12 protein-coding genes and 1 tRNA gene are annotated in these 15,273 nt (G+C 51.4%); 3 read left to right on the forward strand and 10 right to left on the reverse strand.

The window, feature by feature from the left end; all coding sequences use genetic code 11:
• The first annotated feature begins 1 nt into the window (after position 1).
• A complete protein-coding gene (locus tag BB497_11755; protein ID AVI63322.1) occupies positions 2-1,225 on the forward strand; it encodes an acetate kinase in 1,224 nt (407 codons plus the stop codon).
• Positions 1,226-1,323: 98 nt separating this feature from the next.
• Here the strand turns inward: BB497_11755 and BB497_11760 are convergent, their stop codons facing one another.
• The gene (locus BB497_11760; protein ID AVI63323.1) at positions 1,324-2,532 is read right to left on the reverse strand and encodes an MFS transporter; all 1,209 of its coding nucleotides are present in this window, start codon (positions 2,530-2,532) and stop codon (positions 1,324-1,326) included.
• A gap of 97 nt (positions 2,533-2,629) precedes the next feature.
• Positions 2,630-4,024, reverse strand: coding sequence for a citrate transporter (locus tag BB497_11765; GenBank protein ID AVI63324.1), 1,395 nt, complete (start codon positions 4,022-4,024; stop codon positions 2,630-2,632).
• A gap of 272 nt (positions 4,025-4,296) precedes the next feature.
• Between BB497_11765 and BB497_11770 the strand changes: the two genes are divergently transcribed.
• On the forward strand, positions 4,297-5,643 hold the full coding sequence (locus BB497_11770) for a sodium:proton antiporter (GenBank protein AVI63325.1): 1,347 nt from the start codon (positions 4,297-4,299) through the stop codon (positions 5,641-5,643).
• A gap of 119 nt (positions 5,644-5,762) precedes the next feature.
• On the opposite strand, the gene BB497_11775 is transcribed toward BB497_11770, so the two are convergent.
• The 5 genes from BB497_11775 to BB497_11795 form a co-directional block, all read right to left on the reverse strand.
• The gene (locus tag BB497_11775; protein ID AVI63326.1) at positions 5,763-6,497 is read right to left on the reverse strand and encodes an RNA methyltransferase; all 735 of its coding nucleotides are present in this window, start codon (positions 6,495-6,497) and stop codon (positions 5,763-5,765) included.
• 245 nt (positions 6,498-6,742) lie between these two features.
• Entirely contained in the window at positions 6,743-8,443 is a 1,701-nt protein-coding gene (locus BB497_11780) for a group II intron reverse transcriptase/maturase (protein AVI63327.1), read from the reverse strand.
• Positions 8,444-9,478: 1,035 nt separating this feature from the next.
• Positions 9,479-11,122 carry a chaperonin GroL gene (locus BB497_11785; protein ID AVI63328.1) on the reverse strand — a complete coding sequence of 548 codons (1,644 nt, stop codon included), beginning with the start codon at positions 11,120-11,122 and terminating at the stop codon, positions 9,479-9,481.
• A gap of 69 nt (positions 11,123-11,191) precedes the next feature.
• Positions 11,192-11,485 carry a co-chaperone GroES gene (gene groES, locus BB497_11790; GenBank protein AVI63329.1) on the reverse strand — a complete coding sequence of 98 codons (294 nt, stop codon included), beginning with the start codon at positions 11,483-11,485 and terminating at the stop codon, positions 11,192-11,194.
• Between the two features lie 231 nt (positions 11,486-11,716).
• Positions 11,717-12,202, reverse strand: a complete 486-nt coding sequence (locus BB497_11795; protein AVI63330.1) for an exlusion protein FxsA — start codon at positions 12,200-12,202, stop codon at positions 11,717-11,719.
• Positions 12,203-12,479: 277 nt separating this feature from the next.
• Between BB497_11795 and fabG the strand changes: the two genes are divergently transcribed.
• Complete coding sequence (fabG, locus tag BB497_11800) at positions 12,480-13,241, forward strand: 3-oxoacyl-ACP reductase (protein AVI63331.1); 762 nt, start codon at positions 12,480-12,482, stop codon at positions 13,239-13,241.
• Positions 13,242-13,320: 79 nt separating this feature from the next.
• Here the strand turns inward: fabG and BB497_11805 are convergent, their stop codons facing one another.
• From BB497_11805 to BB497_11815, 3 genes are all read right to left on the reverse strand, one after another.
• Positions 13,321-14,331, reverse strand: a complete 1,011-nt coding sequence (locus BB497_11805; GenBank protein ID AVI63332.1) for a hypothetical protein — start codon at positions 14,329-14,331, stop codon at positions 13,321-13,323.
• A 51-nt stretch (positions 14,332-14,382) separates the two neighbouring features.
• Positions 14,383-15,012: a hypothetical protein gene (locus BB497_11810; GenBank protein ID AVI63333.1), complete on the reverse strand. Its 630-nt coding sequence runs from the start codon at positions 15,010-15,012 to the stop codon at positions 14,383-14,385.
• Between the two features lie 161 nt (positions 15,013-15,173).
• Positions 15,174-15,258, reverse strand: a tRNA-Leu gene (locus tag BB497_11815).
• Positions 15,259-15,273: the final 15 nt, after the last annotated feature.

The raw sequence follows: 15,273 nt of genomic DNA on the forward strand, positions 1-15,273 counted from the left end.
TATGCAAATAATGGTGATCAATAGTGGCTCCTCAAGCATCAAATTTGGGCTTTACCTAGCGCATAATGAAGCGCCGCTGACCCTTGATGCGCTAACGCTGAAGGTTGAAGGACATTTTTCTGGCATCGGTAGTCGTGGGCGTGAAGCCGTCCACTTAAACGATGCCCAGGGGAACGACCTATCGCTTAATGGTCTGGCGCCATCAACTAGCCACGGGGAAGCGCTGTCATCGTTAATGGCGTGGCTGGAAGCCGATAAAAACGGTTCAATAGCGGTGATTGGTCACCGGGTTGTGCACGGTGGGCGTGACTACCAAGCGCCTATTAAGGTGACAGCAGAGCACCTAGATGTGCTAGGTGGGCTAAATAGTTTGGCGCCGCTGCATCAGCCCCATGGGCTGGCGCCCATCATGCATTTAATGCAGCGCTATCCAGAGGTGGCCCAAATTGCTTGTTTCGACACGGCGTTTCATGCTGAGCAGCCTAACGTTGCGCGACATTTTGCCTTGCCGCGTGAGCTTACTCAAAAAGGGCTGATTCGGTACGGTTTCCACGGCCTCTCGTATGACTACATTAGCCGTGTGCTGGATAATTACCTACCTGAGGAGGCGAGTAAAAAGCGCGTAATTGTCGCTCATTTAGGCAATGGGGCTAGCCTATGTGCACTGCAGAATAAGCGCAGCGTGGCATCGACAATGGGATTTACTGCGCTAGAAGGGCTACCCATGGGCACACGCTCAGGCAGCGTCGACCCTGGCTTGGTGTTACATCTTATCCAGCAAGAGGGAATGACGCCTGAAGAAGTCGAAACAATGCTTTATAAGCGTTCAGGGCTGCTCGGTGTTTCGGGTATCAGTGGCGATGTCCGAGAGCTGCTGGAAAGCGATGCACCAGAGGCTGAAGAGGCACTATCGCTTTATGCTTACCGAATCGCCCGGGAAATAGGCAGTCTAGCCGCCGCCTTGGGTGGGCTGGATCAGCTTATTTTCACCGCTGGCGTTGGTGAAAACGCCGCCTATGTTCGCGAGCAGGTGGTGAGGCAGTGTGCTTGGCTGGGGATAGCATTGGATAGTGATGCAAATGACAGCAATGCACATTGCATTTCGCCAGCGGACAGCCCGGTAGGTGCTTGGGTAATTCCCACCGATGAGGCGCGGATGATGGCATGGTACTGCGCGCAGTTTATGCGTCAGTATTCAACACAGTCGACTGCCCAAGAGGAGTAGTGAGCCATCCAGCGTTTGCCAGCCCCACCAGGCAAGCGCAATCCCGCCCGCTGCAAACGAGGCCACTAAAAGCAGAGCAGCTAACGTTGCGGTGCTTTTCATGGGGTCACCTGTGTGTGAGTCGGACGGGCAAGGGGCTTTTCGCTAATAAACCAGTGTAAAGCAGCGGCGACCAGTGAGAGTATAATCGCAATTTGCCATACGGTATTGTAATGCCCCGTGAGGTCGTACATATAACCGCCCAACCAAACGCCCATAAATGAACCTAATTGGTGAAACAGGAACACAATACCACCCAGCATTGATAAATGGCGGACGCCAAACACTGAGGCCACAATCCCATTGGTGAGTGGAACGGTTGAGAGCCACAGTAGCCCCATCGCGATGCCGAATAGATAAGCACTGGTGGAACTTAAGGGCAGTACAATAAACGCCGCAATAATCGCGCCACGAACGAGATAAAGCCAGCTAAGAAGGCGCGGTTTAGACCATATACCGCCTAACCAGCCCGCCATGTATGTGCCGACTATATTAAACAGGCCTACCAGTGCGAGTACCGTCGTACCTATTTGTATCGAAAGGCCGTTATCAAAAAGATAGCCGGGAAGGTGAACCGCGATAAACACAACCTGAAAGCCACACACAAAAAAGCCTAGGCAGAGTAGCCAAAAGCCTTTCTGACCAGCGGCTTCGTTAAGCGCCCCGCGCAAGCTTAAATCACCTAAAGATTTAGGCGTGGGGCTATCCTTTAGCATTGCACCCAATGGAATCATAAAGGCTGCGATGGCGCCCATGGCTAATAGTGCCGCGGCCCAACCTAGCCACTCAATGAGCCCTAATGTTCCGGGCAGCATGGCAAATTGGCCAAATGACCCCGCCGCGCTCACGAGCCCCATGGCCATACTGCGTTTTTCGGGTGCTACCGCACGACCTACTGCCCCCAGAATAACTGAAAACGTTGTTCCCGAAAGGCCAAGGCCGATAAGCAAGCCCGCGCTTAACGTCATGCCCAGCGCACTGGTGGAAAGGCTCATAAAGCACAGGCCAAGCACGTAGAGAATACCGCCAACCACAATAATTCTTGCTGCACCAAAGCGATCAGCAAGCGCGCCCGTAAAAGGCTGGGAAAGCCCCCAGATGAGGTTCTGTACGGCTAGCGCAAAAGCAAACACTCCCCGACCCCAGCCAAAATCACTGCTCATGGGCTCAATAAAAAGCCCGAATCCATGGCGAAGCCCCATGGCGGTGGAGATAACGAAGCTTGCCAGCAGAATGAAAAGCAGTGTTTTTTGCTTTGAAGTCGCCATATTGGGTCTCGTTATTTTTGGCTTAGGTTCAATCGCCCATCGGTGAGCATATTTGAACGGCTGTTAGCTGACTTACCATCGCATGGGTTGCTAAGGTTTAGAAGCTACCAAATAGTGTGCCTAGGGTGATAACGCTCACCAGTGCCGCGATAGGTAGCACAATGGTTACCATGGCCAAGTTACCGTACGATTGGCGGTGCGTTAAGCCACAAATGGCCAGAAGGGTAATAACCGCGCCAGAGTGGGGGAGGGTGTCCATCCCCCCTGCAGAAAGCGTTGCTACTCGGTGCATTAGTTCTGGGCTGATACCCGCCTGTTCGGCCATGGCTAGGTACTCGCTGCCTAGGGTTTCTAGGGCAATAGAGAGCCCGCCCGAAGAGGAACCAGTGATGCCTGCCAGCACGCTCATAGCCAGGGCTTCGGAAACCAACGGGTTACCCGGAGAGACATTTAGCACTGCATCGCGAATGATCACAAAGCCTGCCAGGCTTGCAATGACCGCTCCGTAACCCACTTCAGAAGCGGTATTGAAGATAGGCAATAATGAGCCAAAACAGCCTTTATTAATTGTCTCTTTAAGATTTTCCCAGCGGCGCCAGTGACTAATAATCAGCCAGGCAGACGCGCTCAGCAAAGCGATCAAAATCGCCCAAAGTCCTGTTTGCCGGCTAGGCGTAACATCTTCGAACGTGTCGCTAATGTAGCTGAGATCCATCGCGGGAAAAACGCCGTAGGTGAACAGGGCGTTTAAGCCAATCACCATTACCAGCGGTATTAACGCCACCAACAACGGCATTGAAGCCATTTCGGCGGTGTCCTCGGCTGGGTTGGCCTCGCGCTCGGTATGCTTGCCGTAACCTTCGTTGTTTGCTGCTGCTTTTTTGACGCGCGACTGCAGGTAGTAAATCCCAAGGCTCAGCATAATAAGGCCAGCAATGATGCCTAAGCCGGGAGCCGCAAAGCTATTAGTCCCAAAATAGGGAATAGGAATCGCGTTTTGAATGGCTGGCGTACCTGGCAACGCCGTCATGGTGAACGTAAAGGAGCCAAGGGCGATAGAAGCAGGTATCAGCCGCTTAGGCACATTGGCTTGGCGAAACAGCTCGCGGCTAATGGGATAAATCGCAAATGCCACCACAAATAGTGATACGCCGCCATACGTAAGCACAGCGCAGGCAATGACCACGGTTAGTACTACATGATGAGTGCCTAAACGTTTAACGATGCCATTTGAGATTGATTGAGCGGCACCTGAGTCTGCCATCAATTGGCCAAAGAGTGCTCCGAGCAAAAATAGCGGAAAAAACTGAATAACGTAGTTGCCCAGTGCCTTCATGAACGTATCAGTGTAGATGGGCAGCAAAAAAGCGGCATCTCCCGATAGCAGTACCGCCAAGGAGGCCATAAGCGGTGCCAGGAGCAGAACTGATATGCCTCGGTAGGCGAGAAACATCAGTGATAATAGGGAAATAATAATTGCAAGCATGCCCATGCTGGCTCCTGATAGGTTTTCTAAAAAAATCTAAATTAGTGGCTATTGAATAATAGGCGGAAGGTGGAATATTAGGTGTCATGTTGCAAAGCAGCAATGGTGGTTAGACTAAAGTCCAATATTTTAGGCGAGGGCGTTATCTCTTTGCAGCGACTGTAAAGGACGTGTGTTTCCTTGTTCTCACTCTATGTTTAGCCTGCTTATCTAGCTGTGTTCTGGTAATATTTGCCACCTTTTGCGTTAACGACCTTCCAATAGCTCTGGGTATTTCCATGAATGCAGTAATTATTGCAGTGCTGGTGATGGTGACACTGTCGCTTTTACGCGTGTCTGTTGTATTTGCGCTGGTAGTTGGCGCGTTAGTTGGGGGAGTAATAGGTGGTTTGTCGCTTGATGAAACGCTTAGCGCCTTTAACGATGGCGTCGGTGGCGGTGCTCAAGTAGCGCTAGCCTATGCAACGCTGGGGGCATTTGCCGTGGCGATTTCTCGCTCGGGGTTACCCGACATGTTAGCTAACCAACTCATAACGATGTTGGGCAAAGAAGCTTCAGTGGTTCACCAGGCGCGGGTAAAAATGCTGCTGTTAGTAGCGGTGCTGCTGGTGGCTATTTCGTCGCAGAACGCGATTCCGGTGCATATTGCATTTATTCCGGTCCTCATTCCTCCGCTACTTACTGTAATGAACAGACTTCAGCTTGACCGTCGCGCTGTCGCCTGTGCGCTCACCTTTGGTTTAACGGCGCCCTATATGCTGCTACCCGTCGGTTTTGGCGCCATTTTTTTGAACGATATTTTGCTGGCTAATCTCAACAGCGCTGGTGAGCCGCTAGGTTTAGAAATCACCCGAGGCATGGTACCAATGGCGATGGCGATACCCGTGGGTGGTATGGCTCTGGGGCTGTTGGTGGCGCTGTTGTTTAGCTACCGTCACCAGCGCAACTACGCCAATAAAGCGCTGGTAGCCAGCACCCATCAGCAGGCACCGACACCGGCCAAACCCCATGCGCTGGGGCTGATTATGTCGGGTGTCGCTATTGTGGCGGCGCTGGGTTTACAGCTTTATACAGGCTCAATGATTGTTGGTGGGCTAGTGGGTATCGGCTTGCTCTCGTTAGGCGGTATTTTTAAGTGGCGTGAGGCGGATGACCTGTTCACTAGCGGTATGCGGATGATGGCGCTGATCGGTTTTATTATGATTTCAGCGGCTGGCTTTGCCGAAGTAATGAAAACCACCGGCGATATCGAGTCTCTGGTAGAGGGTGCTTTCGAGCTGTTTGGCGATAACCGTGGGCTAGCTGCCTTGGTGATGCTGCTGGTAGGCCTTTTTATCACGCTGGGTATTGGTTCTTCGTTTTCTACTATTCCGATTATTGCGGCTATTTTCGTGCCACTGGCTGTCCAGTTTGGTTTCTCGCCCATGGCGACCGTAGTGCTGGTGGGTACCGCTGCAGCATTGGGGGATGCCGGCTCGCCTGCCTCGGATTCCACCTTAGGGCCAACGTCGGGCTTAAACGTCGATGGCCAGCACGACCACATGTGGGACAGCGTGGTGCCGACTTTTTTGCACTATAATATTCCGCTGATCGCGTTTGGCTGGCTGGCCGCCATGTCGTTATAAATGAGAGTGATATTTACCGCGTTAGCTGCGGTGAATCGTGAAATACGTAGTGGAAAATAAATAGTGGAAAGGGCAGCGATGAGCTGCCTTTTTTTGTAGTGTGCCAGAAGCTATCGTTGCTACTGTTTGGGTAAGTGCGTTTCAAAAGCACTTAGCAGGCCGCGTAGCAGAGAAAGCTCTTTACGGCTGGGCTGGGCGCGAGCGAATAGCGCTTGCAGCTGCTCTTCTGTGCGGGCATGGGGCTGGGTAAGAAAGCCACTTTGTTGCATCAAGCGGCCAAGGTGCTCCTGAAAGTATATAAACTGCTCGCGACTTGGAGGGGTGGCCTCTAGTGGGCGTTGGTAGGCAAAGTCGCTACTGTCTCGCTTACGCCAAGCACGGTGTGCTTCATAGGCTAAAATTTGTACCGCTTGAGAAAGGTTTAAGATGCCGTACTCTGGGTTAGCCGGAATACTGACCTGGTGCGTGCAGCAACGGATCTCGTCGTTGGTAAGTCCTGAGCGTTCGCGTCCAAACACCAATGCAACCGGTGCATGCGCAGCGTTTTCAATCACGTGCTGGGCCATTTCATCAGGTTCATCGTAATGTGGTAGCGGTAAACTACGTAGCCTTGCGCTGGCGCCGACGATTTGAACGCAGTCGATCACCGCCTCCTCAAGCGAGCCGACACAACGGGCATTTTCCAGGACATCCGTGGCGCCTGCCGCAAGGCGCGTTGCTTCTTCATCGGGAAAAGCCCGTGGATTGACCAGAACTAGCTCGGTTAACCCCATGGTTTTCATCGCTCGGGCAGTGGCGCCAATATTTCCAGGATGAAAGGTTTGCACCAGCACGATGCGGATATTAGAAAGCACGGTAATAAAGACCTAGAAGCTGCCAAAGAAAGGCTCTGATGGTAGCACGCTTTGACGCTTGAGCAGAGGCGAGGAGGTGTTGGCCTTTCCGGCTTGTTAAAATAAAAGAACCCCGCACTTGGCGGGGTTCTTTACGACGTTGATCGTCAGAGCGATAGGCTCAGGGGTGCATGTCGGGTAGCAGCAGTGCATTACTGCACCGCCGCCCCCTAAGAACCGTACGTGCGAGTTTCCCCGCATACGGCTCAAGCCTTTATAAGCCTCTCAAGTGAAAGGCCGGCGACACTGTTCTCCTGTTGAGCGTGCCACTGACGATGACAGTTAGGATGCAGCAACACCAAGTTACTCAGCTCGTTACCCCCACCCTTATGCCGTTCCACCACATGGTGAATATTCCACCCGGTTTCCCAGGTGATAACACTACGGCACATCGGGCAGCGTTTGCCTTGCCGAGTCCAGAGCGTTTGCAGTTTCTTACGACCTTTCGTCGACGCTTTCCAAGAACGTTCCAACCTGTCCTCGAAATATTGCTCGTCTCTAGGGTCATAAGGGTTCGCTTCCGCCCTTATCTTAGTATGGCGCACAATCGGGATATCCTTACTGCTCAACAACCTTACAGGCTTGCCGGGTAATAAGGTACTTTGGAAAACCCAGTTCTCGCTTTTGACGGAATGAAAATACTTCTTTTTCACCCAGCGCTTTTGACGATTACCGTGACGCCGACAGCTCCAGCGCCACAAGAGTTTCCAAACACGGTAGTCCACATAGCCAAACGTTTCCTTAGCCACTACGTGACGATGATAATTCGCCCATCCCAGTAGTACGGGATTAAGCTGGCGAATCAAGATGTCCTGTCGCGACATGCAGTTGCGTCTGACGATGGCCTTGAGTTTTCTCAGGTGTCGCTGCAGGTTCTGACGGCTAGGCTTAATCAACAGCTTGCCGTTGTACTTCCGCAGATTCTGCCCAAGAAAATCAAATCCTTCTGTAATGTGCGTCACCACTGTCTTGCTGGCCGACAACGTTAACCCCCGCTCTGCCATAAAGGCAGAAACGATGGGCAACACATCATTTTCTAACAGCTCTTTTGAGATGCCCGTAATGATGAAATCATCGGCGTAACGCACATAATTAACTTTGGTCTTGTAGCTGGCTTTGGTGTTTTTCTTCCCAAAGTGGGATTCCAACACTTTTTCCAGCCCATCAAGCGCCAAGTTGGCTAATACCGGAGAGATGATCCCGCCCTGGGGCGTTCCTGCCTCTGTCGGATACAGTTGTTTGGACTCCATGAATCCCGATTTCAGCCACTTTTTGAGCACTTGCTTGTCCATCGGGACATTAGCCAGCAGCCAATCGTGACTGATATTGTCAAAGCACCCCTTGATATCTCCCTCCAGCACCCATTCAGCAGAGTGCTTACGACTCAAATTGACAAAGCATTGCTCTATCGCATCAGCCGTTGAGCGCCAGGGGCGAAATCCATAGCTATTACGATCAGCGACCGTTTCCGACACGGGTTCAAGCGCCAGCAAATACAGTGCTTGCATAGCTCGATCCCGCATCGTAGGTATCCCTAGGGGGCGGCGTGAGCCGTCCGTTTTGGGAATATAAACACGCCTTAATGGGGCAGGGCGATAACCCTTCCTTTTCAGCCTGCTTAACGCTAACCACTTCGCTTGTGGAGTGCTCCACAGTTCACCATCAACACCGGGCGTTTTCTTGCCCCGGTTTTCAGTAACACGTCTAACGGCCGATGCTCTGGCCGCAAACGAGTGGGTCAGTAGTCGTTGCAAGGCTTTCACCTTACGCCAACGTTTTTCCCGAGTCGCCTTCGCGATCCGCACCTGTAGCCCTCTCACCTGCCTATTGACGACAGACCAATCAATGGTATGCCAGCTTTCGGGCGGGTGGGAGAACGCAGGTACTTTCTTAAAGCTCGTACTCATCTTGCTGTCCTCCGAATGCCGATACGACGACCCTCGGAGAACAAATACATTAATCCCTTGCGGGAGTGTATTTGCTCCCGCAAGGGTAGGGTAGGAACGCTAATTTGCTGCGCCTACCTATATCGTAATATCAGCATGACAGAACGCTTTACAGCGCTATCACACGATTAAAGACCAGTTGGAAGTGGGCCCCGTTTCCGGTAGAGGAACCTTTAACCCCTTATCCACCCCGTTACAGGATGGTATTCGCTTTTTCCAACCTCCCAAGCCTGCACCTCCCACAGCGTTGATTGCTCTTCGCCTGCCCGAAGGGCGGAGATACAGGGTTTCCGAGTTCCGTGTCGATGACACGAGTCACTTAGGTTCTGCCAATACACCGAAGGCTGAGTGGCAACGTATCCCCAGATGTAAGAGGGATAGCCAGCCTTCTACCTTTTGGTCAGAGCGCATCAGTAGCTTGCGCTCCTTGCGGCTGACGGTGCTTGTAAGCAGTTCACATAAGTTAACCGTATGACCCAGTCTAGCCTCTCAACCGCTTGCTACTAGCGGCATCCTTGATCCACCTCACGGTGAGAACAAGCCCTAATTGGGGAGTACATTGTCAGGAAGCTTCGAACCCCGCCGTTACCAGCGACGCACTATCCCTAGACTACCGTTGGTTGCACAACGGGTTCCACTCGACCGCAATGAACAAGTTACTTTTGCTCAAGGCAGCGCGGAACAATCATCAGACACAGCTTCACACCGGCAGGCGCTTAGCTTTCTTTTAAACGTAGATATCCCCGTTGCATCGCAGCTTGAAATTTAAAGCTGCTTCAACGTGTATCCTTCATAGGAGGGGTACAGGCTTAAGCCAATACTCGCGACCGGATACTCCCTTAAGGAGCGCCGATACCCGAGCTGGTGTTCAGCCCGGATATCGGGTTTATAGAGGCTATTTTCTGCTGGAAAGTGAGGCACTTACTGTATTAAAGTAAGTGCTCTCACCGGGGACGTAACCCAGCCAGGCTAGCTACCTGCGCGACTCTCGTCGCATCACATCATGCCGCCCATACCACCCATTCCGCCCATGCCACCCATATCAGGCGCGGCATCTTTCTCTTCCGGGTCTTCAGCGATCATGCACTCGGTGGTGATCATAAGACCTGCAACAGAACCAGCGGACTGCAGCGCAGTACGGGTAACTTTTGCCGGATCTAGAACGCCCATTTCGAACAGGTCGCCAAACTCGCCAGTTTGTGCGTTGTAACCAAAGTTGCCGGTTTCGTCTTTCACACGGTTGATAACCACTGCGGGTTCTTCACCAGCGTTAGAAACGATTTGACGCAGCGGTGACTGCATAGCGCGTAGGGCCATGTTGATACCGTGGTTCTGGTCTTCGTTTTCGCCAGTCAGGCCTTGTACTTTGGCCATAACGCGAACCAGTGCAGTACCGCCGCCAGGTACAACACCTTCTTCAACGGCTGCACGCGTAGAGTGCAGCGCGTCTTCGACGCGGGCTTTCTTCTCTTTCATTTCTACTTCGGTGGCAGCTCCGACGCGGATAACAGCAACACCGCCTGCCAGTTTGGCAACGCGCTCTTGCAGCTTCTCTTTGTCGTAGTCAGAAGAGGTTTCTTCGATTTGCGCGCGGATCTGGTTAACGCGTGCTTCGATATCGCCTTCTGCACCAGCGCCATCAATGATGGTGGTGTTCTCTTTAGACATAGTCATACGCTTAGCGGTACCCAGATGATCCAGGTTCGCTTGCTCAAGCGTCAGGCCTACTTCTTCGGAGATAACCGTGCCGTTAGTCAGGATGGCGATATCCTGCAGCATGGATTTGCGACGGTCGCCAAAGCCCGGTGCTTTAGCAGCGGCCACTTTAACGATACCGCGCATGTTGTTCACAACCAGCGTTGCCAGGGCTTCGCCTTCAATATCTTCAGCGATGATAGCCAGCGGCTTGCCTTGTTTAGCAACCGCTTCTAGTACAGGCAGTAGCTCGCGGATGTTGGAGATCTTTTTATCCACTATCAGGATGTAAGGATCTTCCAGTTCAACCGTCATGGTATCCTGGTTGGTAACGAAGTAGGGCGAGAGGTAGCCGCGATCAAACTGCATGCCTTCAACGACTTCCAGCTCGTCTTCAAAGCCACGGCCTTCATCAACAGTGATGACGCCTTCTTTACCGACTTTTTCCATCGCTTCAGCGATGATTTCACCGATGCGCTTGTCACCGTTAGCAGAGATAGTGCCTACCTGGGCAATCGACTTGGTGTCGGTGCAAGGTACAGACATCGCCTTGATTTCTTTAACGGCAGCGGCAACGGCTTGATCAATACCGCGCTTAAGATCCATCGGGTTCATGCCCGCGGTTACGCCTTTCAGGCCTTCCGCAATAATGGCCTGAGCCAGAACGGTAGCGGTGGTGGTGCCGTCACCCGCAGCGTCAGAAGTCTGTGAAGCAACTTCTTTTACCATCTGTGCGCCCATGTTTTCGAACTTGTCTTTCAGCTCGATCTCTTTGGCAACAGAAACACCGTCTTTAGTAACGGTCGGAGAGCCAAACGACTTTTCCAGTACTACGTTACGGCCTTTTGGGCCCAGGGTGACTTTTACTGCATTTGCCAGTACGTCAACACCACGCGCCATGCGTTTGCGGGCATCATCTGAGAACTTAACTTGTTTAGCTGACATATTCGCTACTTCCTAAATTGAATATAAAATGTGAAAGTAAATAATCGAGGCGCTTAGCGGCAGCAATGCTTAGCCTTCGACGACCGCTAAAATATCGGCTTCGCTCATGATCAGAACTTCTTCGCCGTCGATCTTCTGCTTCTCAACGCCATAACCGTCTTTAAAAATAACGGTATCGCCAACTTTAACGTCTAGCGGGCGTACATCGCCGCTTTCAAGAATACGGCCGTTACCAACCGCCAGGATTTCGCCGCGCGTAGGTTTTTCCTGCGCGTTACCCGGTAGCACGATGCCGCCAGCGGTTTTCTGCTCTTCTTCTTTGCGGCGGATTACGACGCGATCGTGCAAAGGACGGATATTCATGCTCACGTTCTCCTGAGTATCGTCAAGCCTGTTGAGGCTATTAGCTTAAAATGAACTCTCGTGGACAAGTTGGCCGCGAGAAGTGAAGGCACGTTGCCTTCATGTTAATGGCGAGAGCATATGCTTTCGCCGAATTTGTCTGCTGCCTCAAAAGTGGGGGCTACCCAGAACCTTTCAAGGGGGCGACAAGAAAAAATTTGCGTATTAGCAATTTTCTTGCCTAATAAGCACTTAGTGCCGTCGAGAAGCGTCGTCCCGGCTAATGAAGTCGCCTTCAAGTGGTGCGTCCGGGCGCTCTGACTCTTGATCATGGCGTTGGCTTTGCCGCTGGTTAGAAGCGTTAGCTTGATACTGCTGTTTATGCACCGTTTTAAGCCCTAGCCAAGCAAGCCCTTTTAACATGAGTTGGCGAGCATTAGGCAATAGACAAGCGAGACCTAAGGCATCTGAAAGAAAACCGGGGGCCATCAGTAGTGCACCACCAAAAATTAGTGCCGCACCGGTGAGTAGCTCATTTGAAGGGATTTCACCTGCCTGCATTCGCTGACGTGCTCTGGCAAAGGTTGACACTCCCTCTTTACGAATAAGATGCAGTCCCACAAAACCGGTAACAATCACTAGCAGCAGCGTCGTCAGTAAGCCAATTTGACTACCAACGGAAAAAAGCAGCACAAAGTCGAGTAAGGTAAATAGCGATATAAAAAAGAGGATGGGCATAATGCGCTCCATAACAGGCGTAATCGCTGGATATGGTGGCAGAAATACACAAAACAAGCAGCTTTTAACAGCTTGGCTATGGGCAAGGGATTTTTAAGTACTCGATTTTTGGTGCAGCTTCTTCTATGCTGCAGTGCACAATTTTTTTATAGCAGTCACCCTAGAGGGCTGTTCTGAGTGAGGCATGTGTGTAGGTAGCTGTAAAAGTAGCTAGGACTAATTTTACAGCTAAGTTGTTACGCCAGTGCTTTAGAGTATCTTGTTGAAGGAGAGTGACATGCAGTTGACCGATAAAGTTATTGCTATTACTGGCGGTGCGCGCGGCTTGGGTTTTGCTACCGCTCAGCGGCTAGGCGCTCAGGGCGCGCGTTTGGCGCTACTCGATATGAGTGCTGAAGCGCTTGATGAGGCAGTCTCGTCGCTTTCGTCCCAGCATATTGATGCGCAGGCATTTGTGGTCAATGTTGCCGATGAAGCGTCGGTTCAAACGGCCTTCGCTGACATTGCGACTCGTATGGGTCCCGTGAGTGGTTGCGTTAATAATGCAGGTGTCACTGACGATGCACTGCTTATCAAAGCTAAAGATGGCAAGGTTGAGAAGCGGATGTCGTTGTCATCATGGCAAAAGGTGCTGGATGTTAATTTAACCGGGGTCTTCCTTTGTGGTCGTGAGGCAGCGACACAAATGGTAGAAGCAGGACATCAAGGCGTTATTGTCAATATTTCCAGTATTTCCCGGGCGGGTAACATGGGGCAAAGTAATTACGCCGCTGCGAAGGCAGGCATTCATGCGCTGACGGTAACTTGGGGTAAGGAGCTTGCCCGCTATGGCATTCGTGCGGGTACCGTGGCGCCCGGTTTTATTGCCACCGATATGACAGCCTCAATGCGTCCCGATATGCTGGAGAGAATTTCAGCCAGCGTGCCGCTAAAGCAGTTAGGTGAGCCAGATAATATTGCCCAGAGCGTTGCTTTTATTTTTGAGAATGATTACTTCACGGCGCGCATTATTGAGTGTGATGGCGGTCTGCGGATTTAATTGAATGGCAACCGTAATAAAACGCATTGGCAGGTCCTTGCCAATGCGTTTTGAGAAGAAGCAAAAGGAGCAAATAGCCTTAGAAATTGAAATAGTCGCGGTTAACTTCCCGCTGGAAGTACATCTCCAGACGCAGCGTCATTGCCCAGCGAGGGTCGTAGTTTACCTCACGCTGAAAGTGTAGCTCCGGGATGACATCGGCAAACAAGATGCCCTTATGCACGTCTCGGCGGTAACGGGTTTGGAGGTAATAATTGGTCATTCTAGGGTTGGACGCACTTTCACCAAGAGCGATAGCGGAGTAGCGCATGGCGCTGCGATTATTTAAGCGCTGATTGAGCTCTGCAATCTCACTGAACTCAAGGGTATCCTCCTCCTCGCGCCACTGGACAGTGGTGACAAAGCGTAAATGGCGGTTGTCGGAAAGTGGGCGGCCGATATCCCATCGCGTGCGCGCTGAGTAACCTTCATTGTTAAACCACGATAGACGGTTAGAGGATTCAAGCTGCCAGGAGCCCTCGCCTATACCCCACAATCTCTCGCTGGTAAAGCGTACATAGGGGTCAAGTGGAATCCGTAGGCGAACGCCCGCGCCAATTCGATTGCTCCAGTTCTCACGCTTGTCTCGTCTCTCTAGCCAGTCTAAGCCAAGCGTGGATGAGCGTCGGTCTCGCTGGTCATTATATAACCGTCCTGAGCCTTGATCAGCCAACGTGCCTTGTGACTCTTCTGGGTCGCTCTCAATGATTAAGCGCAACCGCTCTTCGGTAGTGGGTAAGTCGATTCGATAACGTATGCTGACATCACCGCTGGTGCCTTCACCCTCCATCCAATCAATTTCCTGACCAAGCCGAAGGTAGGATTCATTATTAACAGAGTTTGATTCATCGCCGCCAAAAAAGGAGTCAATATTGCGTGATGTGTTATCCACCCAATTTCCCACGCGCGCACGAAAAGGCTCTACCTGCTCTTCCGCCCACTCGGGTAAGTCGCTGTCAGCTTCGTCGCCATAGGCATTGGTTTCACCATGAGCATTTGTCGCTAATACAGTGAATAAGCCAAGCCAGCAGTAAGTTATTATTTTTTGCATCGAGCGGTCTCAATAGTAGCGTGAATTGGTGACTTGACTTAAAAGTGAAGCCTATTGTGCTTTATGGGTTTCAATCTCTTTTGCCCATTCCAGAACTCGCTTGCGTTGTCTGCGGCCATTGAGTCGGACTGTGTCCACGCTGGCTGGCGTAAGCTGGCGGTTTGGTTCTGTGTCTAGATCAAGGATGAAGCTGCGTAAAGCACCTACCGGCATGTCTTCAGAGCCATAAATAGCAATGACACGTATGTCGAGTTGGATATTGTGCCCATGCAGCACTTCATCATCGATTTTCCAGTGCTGTTTAACTTGGTTCACGATGTTTCCGAATGACTGAATATGCAGATAGTCGCCGGAGGCAAGCGGGCCTTGGTGGGTGCGATAGTTGACGTCTTGATCCTCGTCGCTCTGCTGCTGATACTCCACTACGTCGAGTGAGTATCGACCCTGTTGGGTGTGAAGCACAGCCACTACATGTTGAATATAGATAGCTTCATTGCTCATGTTACTGATTAAGCAAAGGGCTTCAGTACCAATTCCTTTACCCCGATTAATAATGATTCGAGGGCGCCGTTGGCGAGCATAGCCGTTATAGAGTAATTGGGCATAAAATAACCATACAAACAGCGTGCAAACACTTGCAACGGCGGATATTGCTTGGGCGTTGTCGTCAAGCCATTCCATTGGATGAGATCCTTCTCAATACATTGGTAAAAAGCATGACTATTAACTTAGCCTAAAAGTGAGACTCAGTCAGTAGCTTAGAAAAATTAAGAAGAGGCAAAAGTGAGAAGCAAAAAAAATTCGGTCAGCCGATGGCTACCGAATTGATTTAAAGCTTAAATTGGTGCGGATGGGGAGACTCGAACTCCCACACCTTACGGCACTAGAACCTAAATCTAGCGTGTCTACCAATTCCACCACATCCGCTGAATACGAGACGTA

It is taken from the genome of Halomonas sp. GFAJ-1 (assembly GCA_002966495.1).
Lineage (GTDB): Bacteria > Pseudomonadota > Gammaproteobacteria > Pseudomonadales > Halomonadaceae > Vreelandella.

Bases quoted from the DNA above. Each gene is read 5' to 3' on its own strand.
- BB497_11795 (AVI63330.1), bottom strand. From the start codon at position 12,202: ATGCCCATCCTCTTTTTTATATCGCTATTTACCTTACTCGACTTTGTG.
- BB497_11785 (AVI63328.1), bottom strand. From the start codon at position 11,122: ATGTCAGCTAAACAAGTTAAGTTCTCAGATGATGCCCGCAAACGCATG.
- groES (AVI63329.1), bottom strand. From the start codon at position 11,485: ATGAATATCCGTCCTTTGCACGATCGCGTCGTAATCCGCCGCAAAGAA.
- BB497_11755 (AVI63322.1), top strand. From the start codon at position 2: ATGCAAATAATGGTGATCAATAGTGGCTCCTCAAGCATCAAATTTGGG.
- BB497_11780 (AVI63327.1), bottom strand. From the start codon at position 8,443: ATGAGTACGAGCTTTAAGAAAGTACCTGCGTTCTCCCACCCGCCCGAA.
- BB497_11760 (AVI63323.1), bottom strand. From the start codon at position 2,532: ATGGCGACTTCAAAGCAAAAAACACTGCTTTTCATTCTGCTGGCAAGC.
- BB497_11810 (AVI63333.1), bottom strand. From the start codon at position 15,012: ATGGAATGGCTTGACGACAACGCCCAAGCAATATCCGCCGTTGCAAGT.
- BB497_11805 (AVI63332.1), bottom strand. From the start codon at position 14,331: ATGCAAAAAATAATAACTTACTGCTGGCTTGGCTTATTCACTGTATTA.
- BB497_11765 (AVI63324.1), bottom strand. From the start codon at position 4,024: ATGGGCATGCTTGCAATTATTATTTCCCTATTATCACTGATGTTTCTC.
- fabG (AVI63331.1), top strand. From the start codon at position 12,480: ATGCAGTTGACCGATAAAGTTATTGCTATTACTGGCGGTGCGCGCGGC.
- BB497_11770 (AVI63325.1), top strand. From the start codon at position 4,297: ATGAATGCAGTAATTATTGCAGTGCTGGTGATGGTGACACTGTCGCTT.